22 protein-coding genes are annotated in these 23,275 nt (G+C 41.2%); 6 read left to right on the plus strand and 16 right to left on the minus strand.

Going from position 1 to position 23,275, the window contains the following annotated elements; genetic code table 11:
• Positions 1–73: 73 nt before the first annotated feature.
• From trpC to M1D52_RS23775, 5 genes are all read right to left on the minus strand, one after another.
• The gene (gene trpC / locus M1D52_RS23755; protein WP_437394197.1) at positions 74–856 is read right to left on the minus strand and encodes an indole-3-glycerol phosphate synthase TrpC; all 783 of its coding nucleotides are present in this window, start codon (positions 854–856) and stop codon (positions 74–76) included.
• 10 nt (positions 857–866) lie between these two features.
• Entirely contained in the window at positions 867–1,460 is a 594-nt protein-coding gene (locus M1D52_RS23760) for an anthranilate synthase component II (protein ID WP_013664796.1), read from the minus strand.
• Positions 1,461–1,594: 134 nt separating this feature from the next.
• Positions 1,595–3,004 carry an anthranilate synthase component I family protein gene (locus M1D52_RS23765; protein ID WP_437394196.1) on the minus strand — a complete coding sequence of 470 codons (1,410 nt, stop codon included), beginning with the start codon at positions 3,002–3,004 and terminating at the stop codon, positions 1,595–1,597.
• 244 nt (positions 3,005–3,248) lie between these two features.
• Positions 3,249–3,701, minus strand: a complete 453-nt coding sequence (locus tag M1D52_RS23770) for a cytochrome B (protein WP_437361092.1) — start codon at positions 3,699–3,701, stop codon at positions 3,249–3,251.
• 107 nt (positions 3,702–3,808) lie between these two features.
• Positions 3,809–6,289 (minus strand): outer membrane beta-barrel family protein, encoded by a 2,481-nt coding sequence (locus M1D52_RS23775; RefSeq protein WP_013664793.1) that lies wholly within the window; start codon positions 6,287–6,289, stop codon positions 3,809–3,811.
• 125 nt (positions 6,290–6,414) lie between these two features.
• Between M1D52_RS23775 and M1D52_RS23780 the strand changes: the two genes are divergently transcribed.
• A complete protein-coding gene (locus M1D52_RS23780) occupies positions 6,415–7,011 on the plus strand; it encodes a thioredoxin family protein (RefSeq protein ID WP_437394195.1) in 597 nt (198 codons plus the stop codon).
• A gap of 8 nt (positions 7,012–7,019) precedes the next feature.
• Here M1D52_RS23780 and M1D52_RS23785 read toward each other — a convergent pair whose 3' ends face one another.
• From M1D52_RS23785 to M1D52_RS23795, 3 genes are all read right to left on the minus strand, one after another.
• Positions 7,020–7,310 carry an ATP-dependent Clp protease adaptor ClpS gene (locus M1D52_RS23785; protein ID WP_013664791.1) on the minus strand — a complete coding sequence of 97 codons (291 nt, stop codon included), beginning with the start codon at positions 7,308–7,310 and terminating at the stop codon, positions 7,020–7,022.
• 155 nt (positions 7,311–7,465) lie between these two features.
• Positions 7,466–8,344 carry an SDR family oxidoreductase gene (locus M1D52_RS23790; RefSeq protein WP_013664790.1) on the minus strand — a complete coding sequence of 293 codons (879 nt, stop codon included), beginning with the start codon at positions 8,342–8,344 and terminating at the stop codon, positions 7,466–7,468.
• A gap of 60 nt (positions 8,345–8,404) precedes the next feature.
• Complete coding sequence (locus M1D52_RS23795) at positions 8,405–9,166, minus strand: enoyl-CoA hydratase/isomerase family protein (RefSeq protein WP_013664789.1); 762 nt, start codon at positions 9,164–9,166, stop codon at positions 8,405–8,407.
• Positions 9,167–9,611: 445 nt separating this feature from the next.
• On the opposite strand from M1D52_RS23795, the gene purD reads away from it, so the two are divergent.
• Together purD and M1D52_RS23805 are read left to right on the plus strand one after the other, a co-directional pair.
• Complete coding sequence (purD, locus tag M1D52_RS23800; protein WP_013664788.1) at positions 9,612–10,892, plus strand: phosphoribosylamine--glycine ligase; 1,281 nt, start codon at positions 9,612–9,614, stop codon at positions 10,890–10,892.
• A gap of 238 nt (positions 10,893–11,130) precedes the next feature.
• On the plus strand, positions 11,131–12,660 hold the full coding sequence (locus M1D52_RS23805) for a hypothetical protein (protein WP_437394194.1): 1,530 nt from the start codon (positions 11,131–11,133) through the stop codon (positions 12,658–12,660).
• A gap of 93 nt (positions 12,661–12,753) precedes the next feature.
• Here M1D52_RS23805 and M1D52_RS23810 read toward each other — a convergent pair whose 3' ends face one another.
• The gene (locus tag M1D52_RS23810) at positions 12,754–13,461 is read right to left on the minus strand and encodes an SAM-dependent methyltransferase (protein ID WP_013664786.1); all 708 of its coding nucleotides are present in this window, start codon (positions 13,459–13,461) and stop codon (positions 12,754–12,756) included.
• Positions 13,462–13,524: 63 nt separating this feature from the next.
• Between M1D52_RS23810 and M1D52_RS23815 the strand changes: the two genes are divergently transcribed.
• Together M1D52_RS23815 and M1D52_RS23820 are read left to right on the plus strand one after the other, a co-directional pair.
• Complete coding sequence (locus tag M1D52_RS23815) at positions 13,525–13,854, plus strand: MGMT family protein (RefSeq protein WP_013664785.1); 330 nt, start codon at positions 13,525–13,527, stop codon at positions 13,852–13,854.
• A gap of 19 nt (positions 13,855–13,873) precedes the next feature.
• Complete coding sequence (locus M1D52_RS23820; protein ID WP_013664784.1) at positions 13,874–14,428, plus strand: DNA-3-methyladenine glycosylase I; 555 nt, start codon at positions 13,874–13,876, stop codon at positions 14,426–14,428.
• A 6-nt stretch (positions 14,429–14,434) separates the two neighbouring features.
• Here the strand turns inward: M1D52_RS23820 and M1D52_RS23825 are convergent, their stop codons facing one another.
• The 4 genes from M1D52_RS23825 to M1D52_RS23840 are packed head-to-tail and all read right to left on the minus strand — an operon-like array spanning position 14,435 to position 16,278.
• Positions 14,435–15,004, minus strand: a complete 570-nt coding sequence (locus M1D52_RS23825) for a DUF1572 family protein (protein WP_437361099.1) — start codon at positions 15,002–15,004, stop codon at positions 14,435–14,437.
• An 18-nt stretch (positions 15,005–15,022) separates the two neighbouring features.
• A complete protein-coding gene (locus M1D52_RS23830) occupies positions 15,023–15,382 on the minus strand; it encodes a nuclear transport factor 2 family protein (RefSeq protein WP_130854526.1) in 360 nt (119 codons plus the stop codon).
• Positions 15,379–15,807: a GNAT family N-acetyltransferase gene (locus M1D52_RS23835; protein ID WP_437394193.1), complete on the minus strand. Its 429-nt coding sequence runs from the start codon at positions 15,805–15,807 to the stop codon at positions 15,379–15,381. The genes M1D52_RS23830 and M1D52_RS23835 overlap by 4 nt, the downstream gene beginning before the upstream one ends.
• A gap of 12 nt (positions 15,808–15,819) precedes the next feature.
• Positions 15,820–16,278: a GNAT family N-acetyltransferase gene (locus M1D52_RS23840; protein WP_437394192.1), complete on the minus strand. Its 459-nt coding sequence runs from the start codon at positions 16,276–16,278 to the stop codon at positions 15,820–15,822.
• Positions 16,279–16,366: 88 nt separating this feature from the next.
• Here M1D52_RS23840 and M1D52_RS23845 point away from each other — a divergent pair, with 88 nt between their 5' ends.
• The gene (locus tag M1D52_RS23845) at positions 16,367–17,785 is read left to right on the plus strand and encodes an aminotransferase-like domain-containing protein (protein ID WP_013664779.1); all 1,419 of its coding nucleotides are present in this window, start codon (positions 16,367–16,369) and stop codon (positions 17,783–17,785) included.
• Positions 17,786–17,799: 14 nt separating this feature from the next.
• Here the strand turns inward: M1D52_RS23845 and M1D52_RS23850 are convergent, their stop codons facing one another.
• The 3 genes from M1D52_RS23850 to M1D52_RS23860 form a co-directional block, all read right to left on the minus strand.
• Entirely contained in the window at positions 17,800–18,486 is a 687-nt protein-coding gene (locus M1D52_RS23850) for a protein-L-isoaspartate(D-aspartate) O-methyltransferase (RefSeq protein ID WP_437394191.1), read from the minus strand.
• 136 nt (positions 18,487–18,622) lie between these two features.
• A complete protein-coding gene (locus M1D52_RS23855; RefSeq protein ID WP_437394190.1) occupies positions 18,623–20,059 on the minus strand; it encodes a TolC family protein in 1,437 nt (478 codons plus the stop codon).
• A gap of 1 nt (position 20,060) precedes the next feature.
• Positions 20,061–23,255 (minus strand): efflux RND transporter permease subunit, encoded by a 3,195-nt coding sequence (locus M1D52_RS23860; RefSeq protein ID WP_013664776.1) that lies wholly within the window; start codon positions 23,253–23,255, stop codon positions 20,061–20,063.
• Positions 23,256–23,275 lie beyond the last annotated feature (20 nt).

Here is a 23,275-nt window from a genome sequence, read left to right on the forward strand (position 1 = left end):
TATACCTCATAATAAATTGACTAGCTTTTTGGCAGATGTTCATCTTTTTGTGTAAAGCAATCGACTGCGTAAATTATAATTCGTTCACGAACTGTTTAATCGATGCTGAAGGGTCCGTTGTTTTCATGAAGTTTTCACCGATCAAGAACGCCTGAAAACCCGCCTTTTTCAATTGCTTAATAACAAGAGGATCGCTTATGCCGCTTTCCGAAACTTTAACAAAGGATTCCGGAATGCGGTTCACCAGCGCTAACGAGTGATCAATTGATACTGTAAAATCTTTAAGGTTTCGGTTGTTTACGCCAATAGCATCTACCGTGTCGAATAAATTCGTTTCCAGCTCCTGCTGGTTATGTACTTCTAAAAGCACATTCAAACCTAAGTTTTTAGCATATTTGGCCAGCGATTCCACCTCTTCATTATTTAAAACAGCGGCTATTAACAATATGATATCGGCACCATATGCTTTTGCTTCGGCTATCTGATATTCGTCAATGATAAAATCTTTTCGTAACAAAGGTACATTCACCGTTTCCCGAGCTTTTATTAAATCTTGTAAACTGCCCTTAAAGAAATCACGATCAGTTAAAACTGAAATAGCGGAGGCACCTGCCTCTGCATATCCCCTGGTAACTTCTTCAATGGTAACCTGATCATTGATTACGCCTTTTGATGGAGAGGCTCTCTTATATTCTGCAATAATGCCGGTTCTCTGCGGATCAAGTACCGAGTCTCTGAGATTGTAACAAGTACGATCGAAAAGTGGCCGACGCATCAGGTCATCTATTGTTACTTGCTGTTTAGCAATTAATAGTTCTTCTCTTTTTCTGCTTATAATCTTATCCAGTATATTCATTGTATGCCGATTAATTATTCAACCAGTTGGCGATCATTTGTTTTCCGTGCTCACTTAAAACAGATTCAGGATGGAACTGTAAACCCTTTACATCATAATAGCGATGAGACAAGGCCATAATCACCCCCTCATCATCGACGGCGGTTATCTCAAGCTCTTCGGGAAATTGTTCCTGTGCTACGGCCCAAGAATGATAACGACCAATGTTAAAGCGTTCGGGCAAGCCTTTAAATAACGGTTCCGTTGATTTTAGAATCTTTAAGGGAGTTGCGGTACCATGCACAGGCCTTTTAAGATTAAATAGTTTCCCTCCATATACTTCAGCGATTGCTTGCTGTCCCAAACAGATACCGAGAATACTTTTAGATGCACCATAAGTACGAATAACGTCCATGAGGAGCCCGGCTTCTTCCGGAATCCCGGGCCCGGGCGAAAGCAAAATTTTATCATAAGCCGCCACCTCTTCGATGCGAAATTTGTCATTTCTAACCACTGTGCAATCCAAGCCACATTCTTGCAGCAGATGCACTAAATTAAAGGTAAAAGAATCGTAATTATCTACCACCAATATCTTTGGTTCAGTAGCAAGTTTTTTCTGCGTCATTGTTGTTTTTATCAGCGTTTAGCCTTCAGCAATCTGCTGTCAGCTTATTTATTCATTTCTATCAGCTTTTAGCTATCAGCAATCAGCCTCAGCTACCTCGCCATTTCACTACTTAACTATTCCTTATCAACAGCCTAGAGCTCTTCGGCTAAAGTTAACGCTTTTCTGAGAGCGGCTATTTTATTATTAACTTCATTTAATTCGCCTTCTGCCGACGAGTCTGCTACCACACCACCCCCAGCTTGGTAGTGCAATCTATTATTCTTGCTCAAAAAAGTTCGGATCATGATCGCATGATTGAAATCTCCATTGAAACCCATAAAGCCGATGGCGCCACTATAAAATCCACGTTGTTGTTTCTCGTAGCGATCGATCAACTGCATGGCCATATGTTTGGGTGCACCGCTCAAGGTTCCGGCCGGAAAGGTATCGCCTACCACATCAAAAGGATTGGCCCCGTCCTGTAAGGTTCCACTCACTTTCGAAACGAGGTGAATGACATGCGAATAGAATTGCGCCTCCTTGAAGGATCTAACTTCCACATCGATGCAATGCCTACTTAAGTCGTTCCGTGCTAAATCAACCAACATAACATGTTCTGCACTTTCCTTAGGGTCGTTCTTCAAAGCTTCCGCAACTCGAAGATCCTCTATAGTATTTCCCGTTCTTTTGAAAGTTCCTGCAATAGGATAAATGGACGCCTCATTCCCCTTAATTGTCAGTTGGGCTTCCGGCGAAGAGCCGAATAATTTAAAGTTACCATAGTCAAAATAAAATAAATACGGAGAAGGGTTCACGGAACGTAAGCTTCTGTAAACGTTAAACTCGTCTCCTAAAAACGGCCTACTAAAAGCTCGCGACGGAACAATCTGAAACACATCTCCTCGGAAGATATGCTCTTTCGTTTTTTCAACCAATGATTTGTATTCCTCATCCGTTTTATTGGAACGCTCCTCGCCATTAAGCTCAAATTTGTATTCAGGAAAATTTTTATTTTGAATCAAGTACTGGATTTTGCTCAAACCGTCTTCCTCAGGTTCACCCAAATAATGCTCAAACACATAGAGCTCATTACGGAAATGGTCGATGGCAATCACATAACGATAGACGTGATACTGCAGAAAAGGAATATTCCGTGCTTCATCAATAGGTGTCTTTAAAGTGATATCTTCGAAATGAGCAACGGTATCAAAGGTGAAATATCCAAATAATCCATTCGTGATAAATTTGAAATCATCAAGGTTATCAGCCGTGAAAGACTGGCGAAAATTGGAAACTTCTTCTCTTAAATTAACGGCATTTGCCAGCTTGCTGCGTTTTTGGCCATCGGGAAAATACATATTTAACTGCTTTTCATTGAGGCTGATACCAGCTATTGGACTGCAACAAACATAACTCATGCTATTTTCGCGACTGTGGTAATCTGAACTTTCCAACAGTAGACTATTGGGAAAAACGTCCCGCAATCGTAAATATATACTCACCGGTGTGGTCGTGTCCGCTAATAACTTTTTAAATCTCGTCTTTAATTGATATGTCTCCATTCTTAAATTGTTAACATTGCTGTAATCATAAGCACAAAAAAACCCGACGTATATGCGTCGGGTTTATAAGTTTCGGCTTTGGTTGATCAATCTATGCCATTATATATGCTCCCGGCGCTGTTCTTTAACAGGCCACCACCAGTTGCGTATTGTAGTATCGATTGTCATGATAAAGCAAACCTACTATAAAATTTTAATATTTCAAATTTTTTTGACTAAAGTTAACATAAAAAGGCTCAAGCCTTTAGAATCCCCAGAAGGTTATAAAGCCTTTTCCAACAGCCATCATAATAGCGGCCAGTATAATAACCAAAGCAATCGTATAAAATACAGCAATAGACTTGTGTTTAGCAGAGGCATCCACCGCCTTTTTTGATTTGGAATGCCCTACGGTTATTAATATAATGGCCAATACCATCATACTAATATGTTCCACTGTCCAATAACGCAGGTTTGCAGTTTTCATGACGTTGCTCATATCGTTAAACGTAACCATCGAGCTCATTGCATACAGTGCTAAACCTATCAATAACTGGATGTGGCCCGAAATTAAGGTAAATAAATTCAATTTACGGTTTCCTTCTGTGTAGGATTTCTTTCCAGCCAATCCGCTTATCGCTGAAATAATCGCTAATATTAACAATAAAAGAACCACATAGCGCAGCCCCGAATGTAAATGTTTAAGTCCTGTATACATGTTGTCTAGTTTTTATCGTTAGCAAACTTAGCCAAACTTTCCTTTATATGAAAGTTTATCGGTTAGCTTAGCTGCCATAAAGAAGTAATTTATAGCGGCGAAATATTTTATTGCATTTCGCCACCACTTTGGAAATCTTCCGTATTTTCTTCTCTTCTACGCTTGCGTTCTTGATCGGGGTTACGTTTGCCAAAGCGATAAGAAAGTGTCAACATAGCACGCGGACCTTTCATGAAATTACGTTGGAATTCGCTGTAAAACTGCGCAGTTGTTCTTGTTCCTCCAAACCGGGCCTTGTTGAAGATATTTTGAACATTCAACATGATACTTCCCTTATCTTCCAAAACAGACCACTTGAGTCCGGCATCCGCAAAAAACATGCTGGTCGATGTCCCTTGTGCCATGACACGTGGAGCCATATAATTCCCTCTAAGTTGAGCGGTCAGGCCCTTAGCAATCCTGCCATTGGCCGTTAAGTTAGCATCCCAGTTAAAACCGCTGTTTGCGTCAACGCCGTATTCTTCACTCCCACTGAATGATTGGTAGTTTCCATTGAAGTTGGCCATAAAATCAAAATTTTGGTTCAGTGTGAACTGCGAAATAAGTTCAATCCCCGTTGCGCGATTTTGACTGATGTTACGGAAGGTTGAATAGGTAACATTAGTGCCTGACGCTGCCGAATCGACGATCATTTCCACTACATCGTTCGTAATGCGATGGTATACCGAAGAGGTTAGGTTCATTTTTCCCAGCTTTTTACTATACGCTAATTCCAGGGAGTGAATATCTTCCGGCTTAAGGTTTGGATTTCCTTGTCTATAATTTACGGGATCAGAGATATCCAAAAAAGGATTCACTTGCCATCCGCGAGGACGGTTAACTCGACGTGTGTAACTCAGTTGTAAGGATGAACCTTCTGAGAGTTCCTGTGTCAGGTAGATACTTGGATAAACACGGAAATAATCCAGTCGCCCTTTAGTCGACCGGTCTTCAGGGGCTAAATTCGGATCATAAGAAAGGTACTCGGTATTTAAATAAGCCTGTTCAGCACGTAGACCAACCTGATAACCAAATTTGTCGCTTAGCTTGTTCTGGTAATTAGCATAAAGAGCATGGACAATATCATCCATATTGAAGTCATTTGTTAGGTTATAATCTCGTTCATATTGCCCCGTGGATGGAGAAAACGCGTCGGACAATTGCTGTTCATCGCTGTAACGTAAAGTTGTTCTGTACCCTGTCTCAAGCTTTTGTTCCTTGCTAAAGGGAAGCACATAATCGACTTGTATATTAACGTTTTCACCATCTTCATACGTATCATTAATCCGACCGGGATCAATTACAATGGAAGGATCCGTTGCCGTTTGCTCAAAGGTCTGGATGCCGTCCTCTTTACTTCTACCGTATGATACATTGGCAGTTAATTCTTCCCCTTCGCGTTTAAATTCCCGTTTGAAATCGAAATTGAACTCGTAACCTGTATCGTCCTCATTCTGGTTAGTGTAGCGTGGACTCGTACCGATGACGGAGCCTGTTGCATCGTAATATGTATAAAATAGATCCTCTCGCCGAATATTATCACGTAAATTAAGATTAGCCGATAATCCTAAGGTAGTTTTTTCTGTTGCAAAAAAATCAGCTCCTAAACGAACAGTGTGACTATTCCCCTTCCGTTGGTTATCGCTTATATTGTATACCCTACTTCCATCATTGTAAATATTATTATTAAAGCCGCTCCCTGGATTATTTCTTCGTCTGAAATCGTAGCCTCCAAAATAGTTAAATTTCGTATCGCGATAGTTTAGGTCGATCCCTGCATTGTAATTGTTAAAAGAACCACCTCCTGCACGAGCCATGCCGTTAAAGCCTGTACGGATGTTTTTTTTCAAAATAATATTGACAATGCCCCCTTGTCCTTCCGGGTCGTATTTAGCGGACGGATTTGTCATCACTTCGATTCGTTGTATAGAATTGGCAGGTAATGATTCCAATAGACTGTTAATATTGCTGCCGGCTAATGCCGATTGTTTTCCGTCGATTAAGATTTTAACATTTGTAGAACCTCTCAACCCCACATTTCCATCCATATCCACCGACAGGGAAGGTACATTAGCCAATAGTTCAGAAGCGCTTCCTCCTGCACTCACGATACTTTGTTCAGGATTAAAAATCTTTCGATCAATCCCCATTTGCATAGCAGGCGGTGTCCCTTCTATTACCACTTCCTTTAACATGGTACTTGCCGAAGGGCTTAGCTTTAGGTTCCCTAATGCCAGTGTTTGTGTACCGGTTACACGTAGCGATCGCTTTTCATAAGCATCATAGCCAACAAAGCTGGCGCGTAATAGGTAAGTCCCAGCCGGTATGCCGGAAAAAATAAACTTACCGTCATCATCGGTTTGCCCGCCTTTTATTACTTGGTTCGTCTGTTGGTTCATTAAGGTTACGCTAGCAAAGTCTATGGGTCGACTACTGACGGAATCGACAACAATGCCGCTTATCTTCGCAAGGTCTTGCGCCTGCAAAAGGAAAGGTCCTAGGCATAAGGTTAAGAATAATGTAATATTTCTTACCACTTGTAACTTCATTGTATGAATCTATTTAATTTTAGCTTTATCTGACGCCGTCAAAATTAACATTATCAATTAGTCTAGGACTCCTTTTTTGACAATAAGATTAACCCGTAACACCATTATTACAGTATCTTCGCGGCATGTCTTTAAACCATATACCGCAAGAAAGATTTAGCTACGATGCTTATATAGAACTGGTGAAACAGCTTGTAGAAAAAAGACAGACTACGGGTCCTGACCAATCCTCGTTTTTAGCCAATTTTACGGCATTAAATCTGGTAAGAATGCAGCGCATTGGTAAAATGATCACTCTGAAAGAGTCTTTGCTTACGAAGCTTTCACAATTGAAACGACAATATGTTTTTACTGTCATTACAGAAGCTTGGTGTGGGGATGCGGCTCAGATATTACCGGTTATAGCCAAAATAGCGGAAGCCAATCCTAGCCAGATTGATTTATTTATCGTTTTGAGAGATAGCAGTACAGATTATATGGACCAATATTTAACCAATGGGGCACGTGGGATTCCGAAATTGATTATCTATGACGTGGCCGAAAATAAAGAGATACTTAACTGGGGGCCACGGCCTAAAGAACTGCAGCTATACATCGAATCGCTAAAAGTTATGGGTTTAAGTAAAGAGGAATGGATTGAAAAAGTGATGTTATGGTATACGAAAGATAAAACGAAAACCACACAAGACGAGTTTGAAGAGGCGATCGGTACACTTCAATAACGAAGGAACTACTCAATGCTAACGGTTAAGCCCTCTTCTTTCAGAATTTTCCTATAAACATCCACTTCAGTGTATGTGCCCTCCAGTACCGCACATTTCCCTTCGTTATGCACCTTCCATGCAATTTTCTCAGCCTGACTTTCGCTATAGTCTAAATACTTCATTAGGCAGTGAATTACATGGTCGAATGTATTTATGTCATCGTTCCACAAGATTAACCGATGATACTCTTTAGTAACCGAGAGAATTTCTTCCAGTGTAAAGGTCTCTTCCTGTACTTGTGTTTCAGCCATCTTCATTGTTCAAAGCGCTATCTAAATTTCATTATTACTCACTGGAAATCCCCATTAAAAGCGAGGCAGTCGAGCTAATGAATACGTCAAATTAATATCCGGATAAGTTTAGCAAACTTAGATAAAGTTACTTTTTTTCACAAATGTTTATTTTTTTTGTGCTAGCTTCCCTTCGTTTTTTTTCCCTGCTGTATGAGCTGTTCCCACATCTCTTCCGGAATAGCTTCCATCGCACTAAACTGTCCGGCACCTTGCAACCATTCACCTCCATCTATCGTAACCACTTCACCGTTCACAAAGAGCGCGTAATCAGAGAGCAAAAAGGCTGCTAAATTGGCTAACTCCTGATGGTCGCCAACCCGTTTAAGCGGAACTCTAGTTCGAAAATCAAACTTTTCAGCAAGCGCTCCCGGCAATAAGCGCTCCCATGCTCCTTTAGTTGGGAAAGGACCAGGGGCAATGGCATTATGCCGAATACCATATTTTCCCCACTCTACTGCGAGCGATCGTGTTAAAGCCAGCACACCTCCTTTTGCTGCTGCCGAAGGTGCAACATAAGCAGAGCCCGTAAACGCGTAAGTTGTGACTATATTTAAAACCGAAGCTTTTATTTTATTTTCTATCCAATATTTTCCAAAGGCAAGCGTCGCATTAACCGTCCCCTTTAAGACAATATCGATCACGGCTGAAAAGGCATTAGCGGATAACTTCTCTGTAGGCGATATAAAGTTCCCCGCTGCATTATTTACGAGCGCATCTATTTTACCAAAGCTTTCCACTCCCTTAACCAAAACGGTTTCTATATCCTCTGTTTTGCGAACGTCACAGGCAATCGCCAATACCTGGCCTTTTGTGCTATCCATGATTTCTTTTGCCGTATTATCCAACACTTCCTGCCTTCTACTCGCAATGATCAAATTGGCGCCAAGTGCCGAAAAGTAGGTACTCATGGCTTTCCCTAAACCGGTACCACCTCCTGTTACAACTATTGTTTTTCCTTTAAGCGCATCATCGCGTAGCGCGCCTTGTATTTTTTCCATAATTATGCAGACTTTTGTGGCTATTTAAAAACTTACCTTAGAAATTCTTTCATCTGAACATCACTTCTTTGTTAAATTACCAATGATTGTCTTGAGTATGCCTCTTGTGGAAGGTTCCCACCACTGTGCAAGCAATTTATCAACTACTTCTGTAGCATCTTGATTGAATCGATGAACAAGCTCCTTGCGTAATTCTCTCTTACTTTGTTGCCAGGTATTCCAATTAAAATTCAAATACCTTTTCATTTGCTTATCGGCCTTCGTGTGTAGTTGATTTATTGGTACCAGCTCATCAATCAACCCTTCTTCTAAAGCGCGTTGCGGCTGTAATAATTCGCCCGTAAGCAAATACCGATAAGCTTTGGCCTTTCCTATCCAAAAGCTGTATAGCTCAAAAATGCTCTCGGGTACAATAATACCGACAGGCACCTCGTTTAGTCCGATAATAAAATCACCTTCTGCCATTATTCGGTAGTCACAACAAAGAGCCAGCACACATCCGCCTGCCGGGCTATGCCCACCAATAGCAGCAACAGCCGGCTTGGGAAAGGAAACAAACGTTTTTACAAGATCTAGAAATTGATACCAAAAAGCTTTTATTTGCTTCTCATCATAATTGTACAAACTGATTAAATCCAATCCGGCACTAAAAAAGCCCTCCTTCCCATAAAGTATAATTCCGCCGATGCGTTCATCATTCCCTACGATCTCAAGCGTATCTTTTAATTCCGCAACCATTTCGGCATGTAATGCATTGGAACTTCCTCTGTTTAGCATGATATGAGCAATATGCTCTCTTATCTCCAATTTTAAATATTCCATGTTCTTTGGCTGTTAGTTATTTGTTATCCGTTATTGGTTATTCGGTGTGAGTAATTGTTGCAACTTTGATAGAAATGTACTACTCAACTACTCAACCACTTCGCTATTCAACTACTTAACGATTCCACAAGATACACTTTTTCCGGTGATGATTGATAAAAGGAAAAAGCTTTCATAAAGCAGCTCAATAATTCATGAAAAAAAATAACTTTGCGGTATTGGTAGGAATATCCTCAAAATTTAAGAAATGAAATATCCATGATTGCCAAACATAAACTCAATGACCACGAAGTAGCATGAGTGTATAAAAAACAAACAGGTTACGAATAAAATAATCTGGATATTCCACCTGCCTACCGGTAGGCGGGTATGACCATTAAAGAACAAAATGCGAAGCATTCATGAATACAATTGAATGCAAACACGAATGAATAATTATTTACATATGAATATTTTATTGATTGGTTCCGGGGGAAGGGAGAGTGCTTTTGCTTATAAGATTGCTCAAAGTCCATTAACCTCACAATTATTTATTGCTCCCGGGAATGCGGGCACCGGCGCTTACGGAAAAAACGTAGATATCAAGGTTACTGATTTTGCTTCGTTAGGTACCTTTGCACTAGAGAACGATATCCACCTTGTAGTAGTTGGCCCGGAAGAGCCGTTAGTAAAGGGTATTCATGATTATTTTTTGCAAGATGCACAGTTGAGCAATATTCCTGTGATTGGACCGACGGCAGACGGAGCCCAATTAGAGGGGAGTAAAGACTTTTCTAAACAATTCATGCAACGCCATGCAATTCCAACAGCAGCCTCCCGTTCGTTTACAAAAGAAACCTTGGAAGAAGGTTTACAATACCTCGAGACCAGAAAATTACCCATCGTTTTAAAAGCAGATGGTTTAGCCGCCGGAAAGGGAGTGCTGATCTGCGCTGATTTGATAGAGGCAAAAACGGAACTTCGCGCCATGTTGGCCGATGCTAAATTCGGCGAAGCAAGCAACAAGGTTGTTGTTGAGGACTTTTTAAAAGGCATAGAATTATCTGTTTTTGTCTTGACAGACGGAAAAGACTATAAGGTTTTACCAGCAGCAAAAGACTATAAACGTATAGGAGAAGGCGATACAGGTTTAAACACCGGTGGGATGGGTTCCGTTTCTCCTGTACCTTTTGCGGACGAAACTTTTTTGCTTAAAGTCGAAAAGGACATCATTAAGCCCACCATCGAAGGCCTAAGAAAGGATAATATTCCCTATAAAGGCTTTATCTTTATAGGTTTAATGAATGACGACGGTAATCCTTATGTCGTAGAATACAATGTACGAATGGGGGATCCGGAAACGGAGAGCGTACTCATTCGTATCGAAAGTGATTTCGTCGATTTATTAATGGGAGTAGCCGAAGAAAATCTAGCGACAAAATCATTTAAAGTGTCAGAAAAAACTGCAGCTACTGTCATGTTGGTATCCGGCGGATACCCAGGGAAATATGAGAATGGCAAAATAATCAGCGGATTGGAAAATGTCAAAGAATCTTTGCTATTCCATGCCGGTACAACGCTTGTTAACGAAGAAGTCAAAACGGCCGGAGGCCGTGTTATTGCTGTAACTGCTCTTAAAGACAATCTGCTGGAAGCCCTACAGCAAGCCACAGCTGATGCTGGGCGGATTTACTTTGAGGGTAAAAATTTTAGGAGAGATATTGGCTTTGACCTTATAAACTACTAGCCTCCTCTTTAGTAGCGTGCCTAAAACCGAAATGGCTTTAGGCACGCTTAACCTATCCCACACGCAATTTATCATCCTGTTCACTTTGTTCATTCTTAGCTCTGTCTTAGACAGTTAAGGCAGAATTAGCTATTATTGCAAAGAGAGTCACCGATAATTGACATTATCCGTCTCATTCATGGTTTTCTTATCGCTTTATAAGGAAAACCTACCTATAACCTAAAAAACTAAACGGATTATGAAAACGTTACTTTACAAATCTTGCTTCTTGTTTCTCCTTTTCCCTTTTCTGTTTTTAAGTTGTGAGAAACCGGCACCTCAGCTTCCAACCAAACCGCAGGAAGAGACCTTACACACTGTTCGTTTCAAGCTTAAGGGCTTTTCAACAAGTATTACACCACTTGCAAGCCCTCATTCCTTGAGTTTGTCGCGATTGTCTAGCCACGGAGCCCCTAGCTTAGTGTCTGCGATGCCATTAGAGCCGAGTCCTCAGGAACAATATGTATACTTTTGGTCTTTTAATGAGGAAAATTTATTACCGGATATAGCAATCAACACTTCATCAGCATCTATATCCTTTCAAGCAGCTGACACATCACCTGGTTTTACAGCTGGTTACGGATTGAGTCCTTATCCAGCTGGTAGAAGCTTAAGTTTAAAAGGCTTACAATCTTTGGTGATTACTATGCCGTTGACGGGCGTTTCTGAGATAAGCAAACTGGCCTTTGATGCAGGAAGCTCGGGAACCGGTCCGAAGAACTTTAGCCTGTATTTCTCAACAGATAATGGCAACTCCTACACGCTTTTATCAGCCGACAATCAGTTTGCCAACACGAAAGACAATGCTAGAAATAGTTATGAGTTTAATTTATCGGATCTGCGTACGATTATACAAGCGCAACGTTTAACGATCAAGATAGAGCCTTTTGAAGGCGAAAGGGGAGATGCGAACGATTTCGATCCAAATCGTGGTACTTTTAAACTCGATAACTTCCGCCTTTCCGGTATTTATAATCAAGACAGGCCGGAAGAGCCGACAGACAACATTAGCAAAATCCATTATTTTATCTTTAATGCGGACGACCATTTACTAGCATTGCAAGGCAGTACGACGTTCAATCCTTCGGACGAAGGAGTTGATTTATCCTTTAAATTATCTTCGGGAAGCTATTACGCCTTCATTACCTCCAATGTTTCAAAAGCGGAGTTATTATTGCCACAAGTCCTAACAACGGCCTCTGATCTATACCTTTCTAATCGTTTCAGCAACCACGATGCACATATCTTCGGGGCGCACATCCCCCATTTGGAGGTTAACAGCAATACACAAATCGACGTTAGCCTGAAACGGTATTTTAGTCAGGTGAAATTTGAATTTACGGACGAAGAAGACTTGGCTCATGTACGGAAGATTAGCATCCATAGCGAACATGCCCCACTTGTTTACACCCCATTTAGCACCTCTCCAAGTTCCGTAGAAGATGAAGCAACAAACATTGTATTTTATCCACTATTCAATAGCGATCATAAAAGCTTAAGTTTTAATCAATTCATTGGGGATGTAAGCAACCCTGTTGAATTAGGTTATGTCGTAAATGTTTATGATGAGGACGATACATTATTGAGGACCTTTACAGTCAGCAGCTCCATAAAAAACAATGTACAGTTACTGTTTAAAGGTAAACTACTAGTGGATGCAGACAAACAGAATCAATTTCAGATTGAATGGAACCAAGCATGGGATGATAATCGAACGGAAACGTTTTGATTCCCATTGTACAAATTAACAGCGTGTACTAAAAGATTAAATTTTAAGGTACGCGCTGTTTGGAATAACAGCATTACTTATTTAAGATAATCCTTAAAGCAGTAAAAAAATCGCTGGTTTTTTATGCAGATCCACCTTTTTCTTTTTCCAGTTCTCAATGCTATCACTGCTGATCCATTCATCCGGATCGGTAATATTGCACGCAATGCATAAACGGGTTTTAGGAGAGCATACCTTCAACACTTCTTCCAACAATTGATTATTCCGAAAAGGAGTTTCCATAAATAACTGGGTTTGCTTAGCTTTCTGAGCAACCTGTTCTAATTCTTTTATTTTCTTTGCACGGGCCGCTTTATCAATAGGCAGATATCCATGGAACGCAAAAGTTTGCCCATTGAATCCTGAAGCCATCAACGCCAATATCATCGAGTTAGGCCCCACAAGCGGTCTCACTTTAATACCCAGTTGATGGGCTCGGGCAACAATATCTGCGCCTGGATCCGCAATTCCCGGACAACCCGCCTCGCTCATTAAACCGACGTCCTTACCTTCCAGCAAGGCCTTAAAAAAGCGATCTTTATCGTATTCATCTCTTGCATGTTTCCCATAATCATGAAGGACCAATTGTTGCTGCGGCATTTTCAATCCTGCTTGCTTTAAAAATTTACGGGCCGTTTTTTCGTTTTCGACGATATACTCATCAATCGCATTGATGACCTCAGAAAAATAAGTGGTATAAGACGCCGATGCTGCCTGATCAGATAACGGTACCGGCAATAAATATAACGTTCCTTTAGACATGACACAAAGATGCAGTTTTTAATAGGGAAAATAACTAATTTAGCAATTTAAGCAAGTTACACGGTGGAAGAACTAAATTTTTACGAGTGTGTTTATGCGTTGGTTAGACAGATTCCGGAAGGAAGGGTTACTTCTTATGGAGCTATCGCACGGGCACTTGGAAGGGACGGTGCTGCACGAATGGTAGGTTACGCAATGGGAAATGCCGGAAAAGCTGATCCACCGGTTCCGGCACACCGCGTACTAAACAGCAAAGGCCAGTTAAGTGCTAAAGCAGCTTTCGGTCATCCCACCTTGATGCAGCAGCTCTTAGAAAACGAAGGAATCACAGTAGAAAACGATCGAGTAGTTAACTTCAAGACCATTTACTGGGACCCACTGAACGAATTATAACAATAACAGAGACGTATATATGATAAAAAGATGCGGATGGTGCGGCAATGACCCGCTTTACATGGCTTACCATGATGAGGAATGGGGCAAAGCGGTAACCGATGATAAAACTTTATTTGAATTTTTGATTTTGGAGTCGGCACAGGCCGGTCTTAGCTGGATCACCATATTACGAAAAAGAGAAGGCTATCGACGGAATTTTGCCGATTTCGATGCTCAAAAGGTCGCTCAATTTACGGACGAAGATGTAGATCGTATCCTTCAAGACCCTGAAGTAATACGTAACAGAGGAAAAGTGAAAGCAGCCATATCCAACGCAATTATATTTCTAAGCATTCAGAAAGAATTCGGATCATTTTATAGCTATTTATATTCTTTTATGCCCAATCAGCAAATAATCAACAATAAAGTTGATAACTACAGGTCATTTATGACAACATCCGCTGAATCCGATGCCATTGCGAAAGACTTAAAAAAACGAGGAATGAAATTTTTTGGAAGTACCATTTGCTATGCCTATATGCAAGCAGTTGGCATGGTAAATGACCACGAGGTGGATTGTTCTTTTAAATAGTTATCATTAGGGCTTGTCTGTAAAATGACGCTTACTTTTCTTTTGGCTAAATTTTTTTCGATTATATTGTGCAGAGCCGTTACGTGGAATCGATAAGGTTTCCCAAGTATCGTCTTTGATCATTTTTGCTAAATAAACAATTTGACCTACGTGATAAGCGTAATGTGCCAGTTGTCTGTTTATTGCTTCCACGACGGTATGCCCCTCGTTCCTTATATATATAATAGAATCAAGGTCGGATGGGCGCAGATTATACATGGTATCGAGCAAACAGGTCCAACCTTTATTCCAAACAATCATCAACTCCTTTCTATCAATTGGTTGGTCTTCGAACTCCTCATCCCGCTTGCGCCAGGTCTTCTCACCATCAGTAGTTAGAAAATCTGTAAATCTCGACAACATATTTCCTGTTAAATGTTGCACGATAATAGTGATGCTATTACTTTCTTGATTGTATTGCCAATGAAGACTTGTATCGTCCAATTGGGCAATCGCCTGTTCGCCCAACTTTTTATAGTACAGGAACTGCTTTATTACACTCTCCAAATATGTTTTACATCCTTCCAATGTATTCATACGCTTTCAAAGTCAATTTTAATGCCAATGATAATGCGCCCGAACCCGTTGAATTTTACCTTCGTCGTTTAGTTCCATATATTCGGCAGAGATGGAGTTATTAACACTCCGATATACTAAAACAACCGAATTTATACCGTGGAGCTCATGGTACAGTTCAAAGGCCAAATCCGGATACTTCTTCAAGCCTCTTTCAAAATAGTCCTTTAATTGTTGCTTACCTCGTACTTGTCCTTCTTCGCTTACTCCAAGCTGCTGAATGATTGGCGAACGAAAATCAATATCATCCGCATAGTGGGTCATGATTTCTTCTAAATCGTGATTATTCCAAGCCCTAATCCAGTCGCTTGTAAACCGGTTGAATTTTTCTGCTTTCATTTCTTGTAAAGGTTTGGTGTATATATTTCCATATGTCGTGTTATATCAGCGAGTGGTCCAAAACCATATTCGGCATAAAGCGAATGCGCATCCGCAGTAACCAACATCATCCGTCGCAAAGTTTTTACCCAGGGTAAACGCATAATATGATTAAGCATTATTTTTGAGACCCCCTGTTTCCTATAACTTTTTATTACAAAAACATCGGCCAAATAAGCGAATGTTGCCCTATCCGTAATTAATCTGGCAAATGCAATTTGCTTATTATCGTCAAACACCCCGATACAATAAGAGTTATTTAAGGATTCCTCTACCAGTTCGAGCGGAATATCTTTAGCCCAATAACTTTCTTTTGATAAAAAGGTATGAATAAGTTTCATATCCATTTCGTCAACACCTATTTTTATTTGAAATGTATGCTGCATATCTAAAAAGGATTATAAAACTAACTCCATCATTACATCCGCCCTTTTGTACTTGGGGTTATCCACGGGCACGTTATAAAAACCATACTTTCTATAAATTGCTAAAGCAGACTGCAAGATGCTTTGGGAATACAACACCAGCTTTTTTACTCCCAATTCGCGCGCCTTTTCGATGGCATGTGCACACAGAGCCTTACCGATCCCAAGTCCATGATAAGATTCGTCAACAGCCATTTTAGTTAACTCCATAACCTCCTCACTAACTTTTTTTAGCGCTACCGTGCCCACAATTACACCATCATATGCTGCAAATAAAATTTCGCCCCCGTCTCGAAGAATAGCCTCTTCCGGATGCTCTAACACATATTTGTCAATAGGTTCAACGGTAAAATATTTATTTAACCACGCTTTGTTGAATTTCTCAAAAAAGGTTTGCTTATCCGGTTGGTAATAACTTATTAATATTTCCATGATTATTTTTTTCTTATACAAAGAAGAGAAAAAAAAGAAAAGAAGTACAGATACAATTTTTTTATATTTGAAGGATACAGTTCATATTATGAAAGAAGAAGCATTATATATTGTCATAGCTAAGGCAATTGAGCAGCAAATACGCAATAATGTATTAAAAATAGGAGATAAGTTACCCTCTATTCGTACGGTAAAAAGAGAATATGGCGTAAGCATGAATACAGCGACACGTGCTTTTTTCGAACTGGAAAGAAAAGCACTCATCGAATCACGCCCCCAATCGGGCTTCTATGTCTCCAGGCATTCGAGAAGCAGACTACCTGTTCCCACCACCAGTAATCCTTCTGTCTTATCGCATCAGGAACAAGCGGAAAACCTGATCGATAAGGTTTACCGGTCGTTAAACGACACCTCTATTACTCGGTTTTCCATAGGTGTTCCAGCCAATGAACTTTTACCAATAGCCAAGCTGAATAAAAGCTTATTACAAGCTACCCGTACGCTTGACGGAAGTGGCACTGCCTACGAAGAAATTCAAGGAAATTTTAAATTGCGTCGCAATATTGCGCGATGGTCTTTCACCTGGGGAGGTATGCTCACTGCGGATGATTTAGTTACTACTGCCGGTGCCATGAATGCACTGTCGTATTGTATGATGGCCCTTGCTAAAAAGGGCGATACCATTGCGGTGGAAAGTCCTGTTTACTTTGGTATATTGCAATTGGCGAAAAGCTTAGGGCTTGAAGTGCTGGAAATACCAACCCATCCCATAACCGGTATGGAACTCGATGCATTACGAAAGGTGTTACCTAGCATAAAACTTTGCTTAGTGGTAAGTAACTTCAACAATCCCCTTGGAAGTTGTATGCCCGAAGAGAATAAAAAGGCATTGGTAAACATGTTATCGGAACACGAAATACCGCTTATAGAAGATGATTTATATGGTGATGTTTACTTTGGAGAAAACCGACCTAAACCCTGCAAAGCCTTCGACAAAAAGGGCTTGGTTCTATGGTGTGGGTCAGTATCTAAAACCTTGGCTCCCGGCTATCGGGTAGGTTGGGTTGCGCCGGGGAAGTTTAAGGAGCAAGTTATCCGCCTTAAGCTACTACATGCCGTTTCATCCACCACACTCACCCAGGAAGTTATTGGCGATTTTTTAGAAAATGGACGATATGAGGCCCACCTTCGAAAAATGCGTCGTACATTGCAAGCAAACAGCCTACACTTTACGCGAGCTATTCACGACTACTTTCCAGAAGAAACCCGGGTCAGCAGGCCTCAGGGAGGATTTGTACTCTGGGTAGAACTGAATCCCAATTTAAATGTTCCGTTGCTATACGATCAGGCTATGCGCCAAAAAATAAGCATTGCACCCGGTCGTATGTTTACCCTTCAAAATCAATTTAACAATTGTATGCGTTTGAGCTACGGCTTACAATGGTCGGATGAACTTGAGAAGAAACTTGCAATGTTAGGCTCGATCGCTAAAAAAATGATCCGGTAAACAAGCCATCTCATCTATTTTTTCCTTGTAAATGGGACAAAACGAACATGCATAAGATCTTGAACGACAAGCTTCCCTTTCTTTTTCTTTAAGAGCTTTAAGGTTTGCATGCCTTTGGTAGGTCCAATCGGTATGATCATTTTTCCGCCGTCTTTCAACTGCTCGACGAGTGGTTCCGGTATTTTTTCCGGCGCTGCAGTAACAATGATGGCGTCAAAAGGCGCGGCTGATCTTAAGCCTTGATAGCCATCACCAATGACAACTTCTATATTGTTATAATTCAGCTGACGCAATAACTTTTTGGTACGTTCAGCCAGTTCCTTCACAATCTCAATCGTATAAACCTGCGCTACAATCTCTGCTAACACCGCTGCCTGATAACCCGATCCGGTTCCAATCTCAAGTACGCGATCGTCTTTACTTAAGTCAAGCATTTGTGTCATGCTTGCCACTATAAAGGGTTGGGAAATTGTTTGTCTAAAACCAATTGGAAGCGGACGATCTTCGTAAGCATAGGATTGGTAAGGAGAGGGTACAAACAAATGTCGTTCTACTTGCCTCATCGCTTGCAAGGTGGCATCGTGGTGTATTCCACGAGCTTCTAGCTGTTCAATAACCATTTTTTCGCGGAGCTGCTTATAATCCTGCGGTGCATTGGATTGAAGAAGCGTATAGGTACATAACAACACAAGTATCATCATTTTTCCTTTTATTAGCTCTCATAAAGGGGAACAAGATGCTCGTTAAAAAGTTTACCCTTTTATTAGATCAATTGAATCAAAAAGGCCCTCAAAACAACCGTTTCGAGGGCCTCAATCAATCCAAAAAAAAATTTAGCTAGTTCCATCCACCACCCAATGCCCTGTAAATATTTACCATGGCATTCATCTGCTGCATTTTTGTTTCAACCAATTCAAATTTGGATTCCAAGGCATCACGCTGCGTCAATAACACTTCCATATAATCTGCCCTAGCTGATTTGAAAAGGCTATTGGAAATACCAATCGACTGCGAAAGGGCATCCACTTGTTTTGACTTTAAATCGTAACTTTTTTCCAGGTTGTTAATTTTCGCCAATTGATTAGCCACTTCAACATAAGCATTTAAAACAGTCCGTTCATAATTATAAACAGCCTGTATCTGCTTGGCATTGGCATTATAATACGCAGCCTTTATGGCATTCCTATTAATTAAAGGAGCTGTGATATCGCCCGCCAGGGAATAAAGCAAAGACTTTGGGGTCTTCACGAGATAAGTAGGATCAAAAGCTTGGTAACCGATGGCCGCTGAAATTCCTAAAGACGGATAAAACCTGGCTTTTGCTACCTTAATATCCAGTTTCGCCGCTGCTAATTCCAATTCAGCCTGCTTGATATCCGGACGATTTGCCAACAATTGCGCAGGTAAACCCGTATGTACAGCCTCGGGTATCAAATGCTCGAAATTATCACTCGTCCGTTGAATAGGCTGCGGATACCTTCCCAATAAAAAGTTAATTCGATTCTCCGTTTCTGTAACACGTTGCTGAATAGCATACTGAAGGCTTTTGGTGTTCAACACCTCGGCCTCAAATCTGCGCACCGCCAGCTCCGTAACTTGTGCGGCCTCTTTCTGCATTTTTACTATTCTTAAGGCATTACTTTGAATTTCGATATTCTTTTTAACAATATCCAGCTGGTTATCCAGTGCCAATAACTCATAATATGAGTTGGCGATTTCGGCAACCAGATTGGTGATAACGAAATTTTTCCCTTCTACGGTCGACAGATACCGGCTTACAGCCGCTTTCTTTGCATTATGCAGCTTCTTCCAAATATCTATTTCCCAAGTAGCGGAAAGTCCCAACATATAATCAGGGAGTGGCTCGGGATTTTCCTTTCCTTCTTTTATTTCCACGTGATGTTCTAATGCCCCGATATTAGTATATCTAGCTACTTTATCAACACCAGCTGCCCCTTTAATCCCCACGAATGGGAGATACTCCCCCTTTTTCTCCCGAATCTCGTTCCTTGAAATTTCAATTTCCTGTAAGGTAATATTCAGTTCCTGATTATTTTTCAAAGCTGTATCAATCAACGCCGCTAAATAAGGATCAGTAAAGTACTCCTTCCAAGTCAATTTTGCCGTGTTAACGGTATCCTGCGAACCATTATAGCTCGCAGGAGTCTTTGTATTTGCTTCACGCTGAACTAATGCAGGTGTTTTACATCCTGTATACGTTATTAGTACCAAGCAGCCTATTATAACGTATACATATTTATATTTTTTAGACATCTTACTCATTTTCATCACCATTATCGAATTTATCTATTTGATGTACAAACTCATCGGATAATGAGTTTTCATCTTCACCCTTAATCAGTTTTCTTCCGCTAGCAAGGGAACCGAAAATATAGTATAGTCCAGGAACTATAATTACACCGAAGACAGTACCGAATACCATACCGCCCATCGCGGATGCACCAATGGTCCTGTTGCCAATCGCGCCGGCACCTGTTGCAATAATTAACGGAATTAATCCCGCAATGAAGGCAAACGATGTCATCAGGATAGGACGGAAACGGACCTTCGCCCCTTCAATAGCCGCTTCCAGTATGGAGGCTCCTTCGCGATGTTTGAGTACGGCAAACTCAACAATCAATACAGCGTTCTTACCAAGCAGTCCGACAAGCATGATAAGTCCGATTTGAGCGTAGATATCATTTTGAAGTCCCATTAACTTAAGGAGTAAAAACGAACCGAACACCCCCACGGGCAAGGAGAATACCACTGCAAGTGGGATGATAAAGCTCTCATATTGTGCTGCAAGAACAAAGTACACAAACGCCAGTACGATTAGGAATATATAGAGCGACTCATTCCCTCTGTTAGCCTCGTCATAAGAAAGTCCTTCCCATGCAATATCATACCCGTTAGGAAGCGATTTTTTCGCTACTTCGCGAATAGCCTGAATAGCATCTGCAGTAGTATAACCAGCTGCCGGAAGTCCCCTGATGGCTGCCGAATTGTACATATTGTATCGGGTAATCTCGTTTGGCCCTTGCGACTTTTTAAGCTTCATAAATGCCGAATAAGGCACCATTTCACCGTGATCGTTTTTGACGAAAAGATTAAGTATATCAGATGGTAGTCTTCTGAATTTAGGATCGGATTGAACATATACTTTAAAGAAGCGGCCAAACTTGATGAAACCTTGCTCATAGGTACTACCAATCATAATATTCAGGTTGTCCATTGCTTTACCAATAGAGACACCTTTTTGCATGGCTAAATTGTTGTCAACTTCAAGCTCATATTGAGGATAATTTGCCGCAAAGAAGGTAAATAATCCGGCAAGCTCCTTACGTTTACGCAAATCTTCGAGGAACTGTTTGTTCACTTTATCAAATTCCTGGTAATCCGTGGTTGTATTTTTATCTAGCAACCGTAAGGAGAAACCGCCTGATGATCCGAATCCGGGAATAGCCGGCGGCTCAAAGAACTCGATGGTTGCCCCCAAGCCTTTGGATTTCTCTTCTAATTCTTTCATGATCTCGGTAACGGAGTGTTCCCTTTCATGCCATGGTTTAAGGTTAATCATACAGGTACCTGCATTAGAACCCCGACCTTCTGTCATAATTTCATAGCCGGCAAGGGAGGATACCGACTCTACCCCGTCTACATGTTCACAAATTCCCTGAAGCTTTCTCGATACCTCATTGGTCGTTTCCAGCGTAGATCCCGGAGGTGTTTGGATAATCCCGTAAATAGTACCCTGGTCTTCACTGGGGATAAAACCAGCAGGAAGTACCCGGTTTTCGAAGAAGATACCTGCACAGAATGCCGCTAAGACAGCAAATGTTAGTACTCTTCTGCTTACTATAGACTTTAATACGCCGACATATTTACCGGTAAGCTTATCAAAACCACGGTTAAAGCTATCAAGTGCTTTGGTAAATATATTCGGCTTTGCGTGGTGTGTGTGATGGTTTTTTAACAACATGGCACATAGTACCGGTGTGAGGGTAAGCGCTATAATGGCCGAAATCACAATCGAGCTCGCCATCGTAATAGAGAATTGCCGATAGAAGGTACCCACAGGGCCCGTCATGAAGGAGATAGGTAAGAACACCGATACCATTACTGCCGTAATCGCTATAATCGCACCACTAATTTCTCCCAGCACCCTTTTTACAGCCTGGTAGGGCGTCATGCTAGGAAACTCATCAAATTTGGCGTGGACCGCTTCCACCACCACAATGGCATCATCCACCACAATACCGATCGCTAATACAAGGGCAAACAAAGTTACCAAGTTAATAGATAATCCGAAAAATTGGATAACAAAGAATGCTCCTACAAGCGATACCGGCACCGCCAATATAGGAATAAGCGTAGATCTCCAGTCGCCCAGGAAAACAAACACAACGATTGCCACCAAGATAAAGGCGTCCCTTAACGTATGGACAACCTGTTCGATAGAGGCATCAAGGAACTGGGAAACGTCATAACTGATTTTATAATCCAATCCGGGAGGGAACGTTTCCTTCATCTCCGCAAGTTTGTCTTTTACAGCAGCGATTACATCACTCGCGTTACTACCATAGTTTTGGTTTAACAATATGGAAGCTGAAGGATGACCGTCAAGGTTGGAGTAAATATCGAAGAACTCACTTCCCAGCTCTACTTTACCTATATCTCCCAAACGAATACGCTCACCGTCCGCATTGGCGCGAATAATGATATTTTCATACTCAGCGGGTTCACTATACCTGCCCTTATAGGTTAATACGTACTCTAATGACTGCGCTTTGATACCTGAGCTCTGTCCGATACGTCCCGGACGACCAACAATACTTTGTTCAGCCATCGCGTCCATCACTTCGTCTACCGATATATGGTAAGCTCGCATACGGTCGGGATTTAGCCAAACCCGCATAGCATAGGTTCTACTACCTAATATCTGCGATCTTGCCACCCCCTTAATCCGATTGATTTCAGGGATCATTTTTACGCTGGCATAGTTATACAGGAATTTTTCGTCCATGTTCTTACCCTTTGCGTACAGGTTGACATACATCAACATACTCGGCTGGATGGGGGAGACGACTACTCCTTCACGCTGAACCAGTTCGGGCAAGAGGGGCATCACTTGGTCGACCCTGGTTTTCACCCTGACTACCGCTTGGTCAGGATCGGTACCGGGTTCAAAAATAACCCTTAAGGTAGCTTCCCCCGCACTGGTTGCATCGGTGGCTATATAACGCATACCCTGAACACCGTTAATCGCGTTCTCTAAGTTAATCAGCGTCGACTGCACTAATACATCTGCGCTAGATCCAGGATAAGCTATAAAAACATTAACGGTTGTTGGCGCAATTTGGGGGAATTGTGATATGGGCAACTGTTTGATTGCCAAGGAACCTACAAATACAATCATAATAGATATTACAATCGCAAATACAGGCCTCTGTATGAATTTATTGAACATCTGATTTTTTTTAAGTTAAT

This window comes from Olivibacter sp. SA151 (genome assembly GCF_054130995.1).

What these genes read in the sequence shown, in the direction of transcription:
- trpC (WP_437394197.1), bottom strand. Translation starts at nt 856, where the DNA reads ATGAATATACTGGATAAGATTATAAGCAGAAAAAGAGAAGAACTATTA.
- M1D52_RS23760 (WP_013664796.1), bottom strand. Translation starts at nt 1,460, where the DNA reads ATGACGCAGAAAAAACTTGCTACTGAACCAAAGATATTGGTGGTAGAT.
- M1D52_RS23765 (WP_437394196.1), bottom strand. Translation starts at nt 3,004, where the DNA reads ATGGAGACATATCAATTAAAGACGAGATTTAAAAAGTTATTAGCGGAC.
- M1D52_RS23770 (WP_437361092.1), bottom strand. Translation starts at nt 3,701, where the DNA reads ATGTATACAGGACTTAAACATTTACATTCGGGGCTGCGCTATGTGGTT.
- M1D52_RS23775 (WP_013664793.1), bottom strand. Translation starts at nt 6,289, where the DNA reads ATGAAGTTACAAGTGGTAAGAAATATTACATTATTCTTAACCTTATGC.
- M1D52_RS23780 (WP_437394195.1), top strand. Translation starts at nt 6,415, where the DNA reads ATGTCTTTAAACCATATACCGCAAGAAAGATTTAGCTACGATGCTTAT.
- M1D52_RS23785 (WP_013664791.1), bottom strand. Translation starts at nt 7,310, where the DNA reads ATGAAGATGGCTGAAACACAAGTACAGGAAGAGACCTTTACACTGGAA.
- M1D52_RS23790 (WP_013664790.1), bottom strand. Translation starts at nt 8,344, where the DNA reads ATGGAAAAAATACAAGGCGCGCTACGCGATGATGCGCTTAAAGGAAAA.
- M1D52_RS23795 (WP_013664789.1), bottom strand. Translation starts at nt 9,166, where the DNA reads ATGGAATATTTAAAATTGGAGATAAGAGAGCATATTGCTCATATCATG.
- purD (WP_013664788.1), top strand. Translation starts at nt 9,612, where the DNA reads ATGAATATTTTATTGATTGGTTCCGGGGGAAGGGAGAGTGCTTTTGCT.
- M1D52_RS23805 (WP_437394194.1), top strand. Translation starts at nt 11,131, where the DNA reads ATGAAAACGTTACTTTACAAATCTTGCTTCTTGTTTCTCCTTTTCCCT.
- M1D52_RS23810 (WP_013664786.1), bottom strand. Translation starts at nt 13,461, where the DNA reads ATGTCTAAAGGAACGTTATATTTATTGCCGGTACCGTTATCTGATCAG.
- M1D52_RS23820 (WP_013664784.1), top strand. Translation starts at nt 13,874, where the DNA reads ATGATAAAAAGATGCGGATGGTGCGGCAATGACCCGCTTTACATGGCT.
- M1D52_RS23825 (WP_437361099.1), bottom strand. Translation starts at nt 15,004, where the DNA reads ATGAATACATTGGAAGGATGTAAAACATATTTGGAGAGTGTAATAAAG.
- M1D52_RS23830 (WP_130854526.1), bottom strand. Translation starts at nt 15,382, where the DNA reads ATGAAAGCAGAAAAATTCAACCGGTTTACAAGCGACTGGATTAGGGCT.
- M1D52_RS23835 (WP_437394193.1), bottom strand. Translation starts at nt 15,807, where the DNA reads ATGCAGCATACATTTCAAATAAAAATAGGTGTTGACGAAATGGATATG.
- M1D52_RS23840 (WP_437394192.1), bottom strand. Translation starts at nt 16,278, where the DNA reads ATGGAAATATTAATAAGTTATTACCAACCGGATAAGCAAACCTTTTTT.
- M1D52_RS23845 (WP_013664779.1), top strand. Translation starts at nt 16,367, where the DNA reads ATGAAAGAAGAAGCATTATATATTGTCATAGCTAAGGCAATTGAGCAG.
- M1D52_RS23850 (WP_437394191.1), bottom strand. Translation starts at nt 18,486, where the DNA reads ATGATGATACTTGTGTTGTTATGTACCTATACGCTTCTTCAATCCAAT.
- M1D52_RS23855 (WP_437394190.1), bottom strand. Translation starts at nt 20,059, where the DNA reads ATGTCTAAAAAATATAAATATGTATACGTTATAATAGGCTGCTTGGTA.
- M1D52_RS23860 (WP_013664776.1), bottom strand. Translation starts at nt 23,255, where the DNA reads ATGTTCAATAAATTCATACAGAGGCCTGTATTTGCGATTGTAATATCT.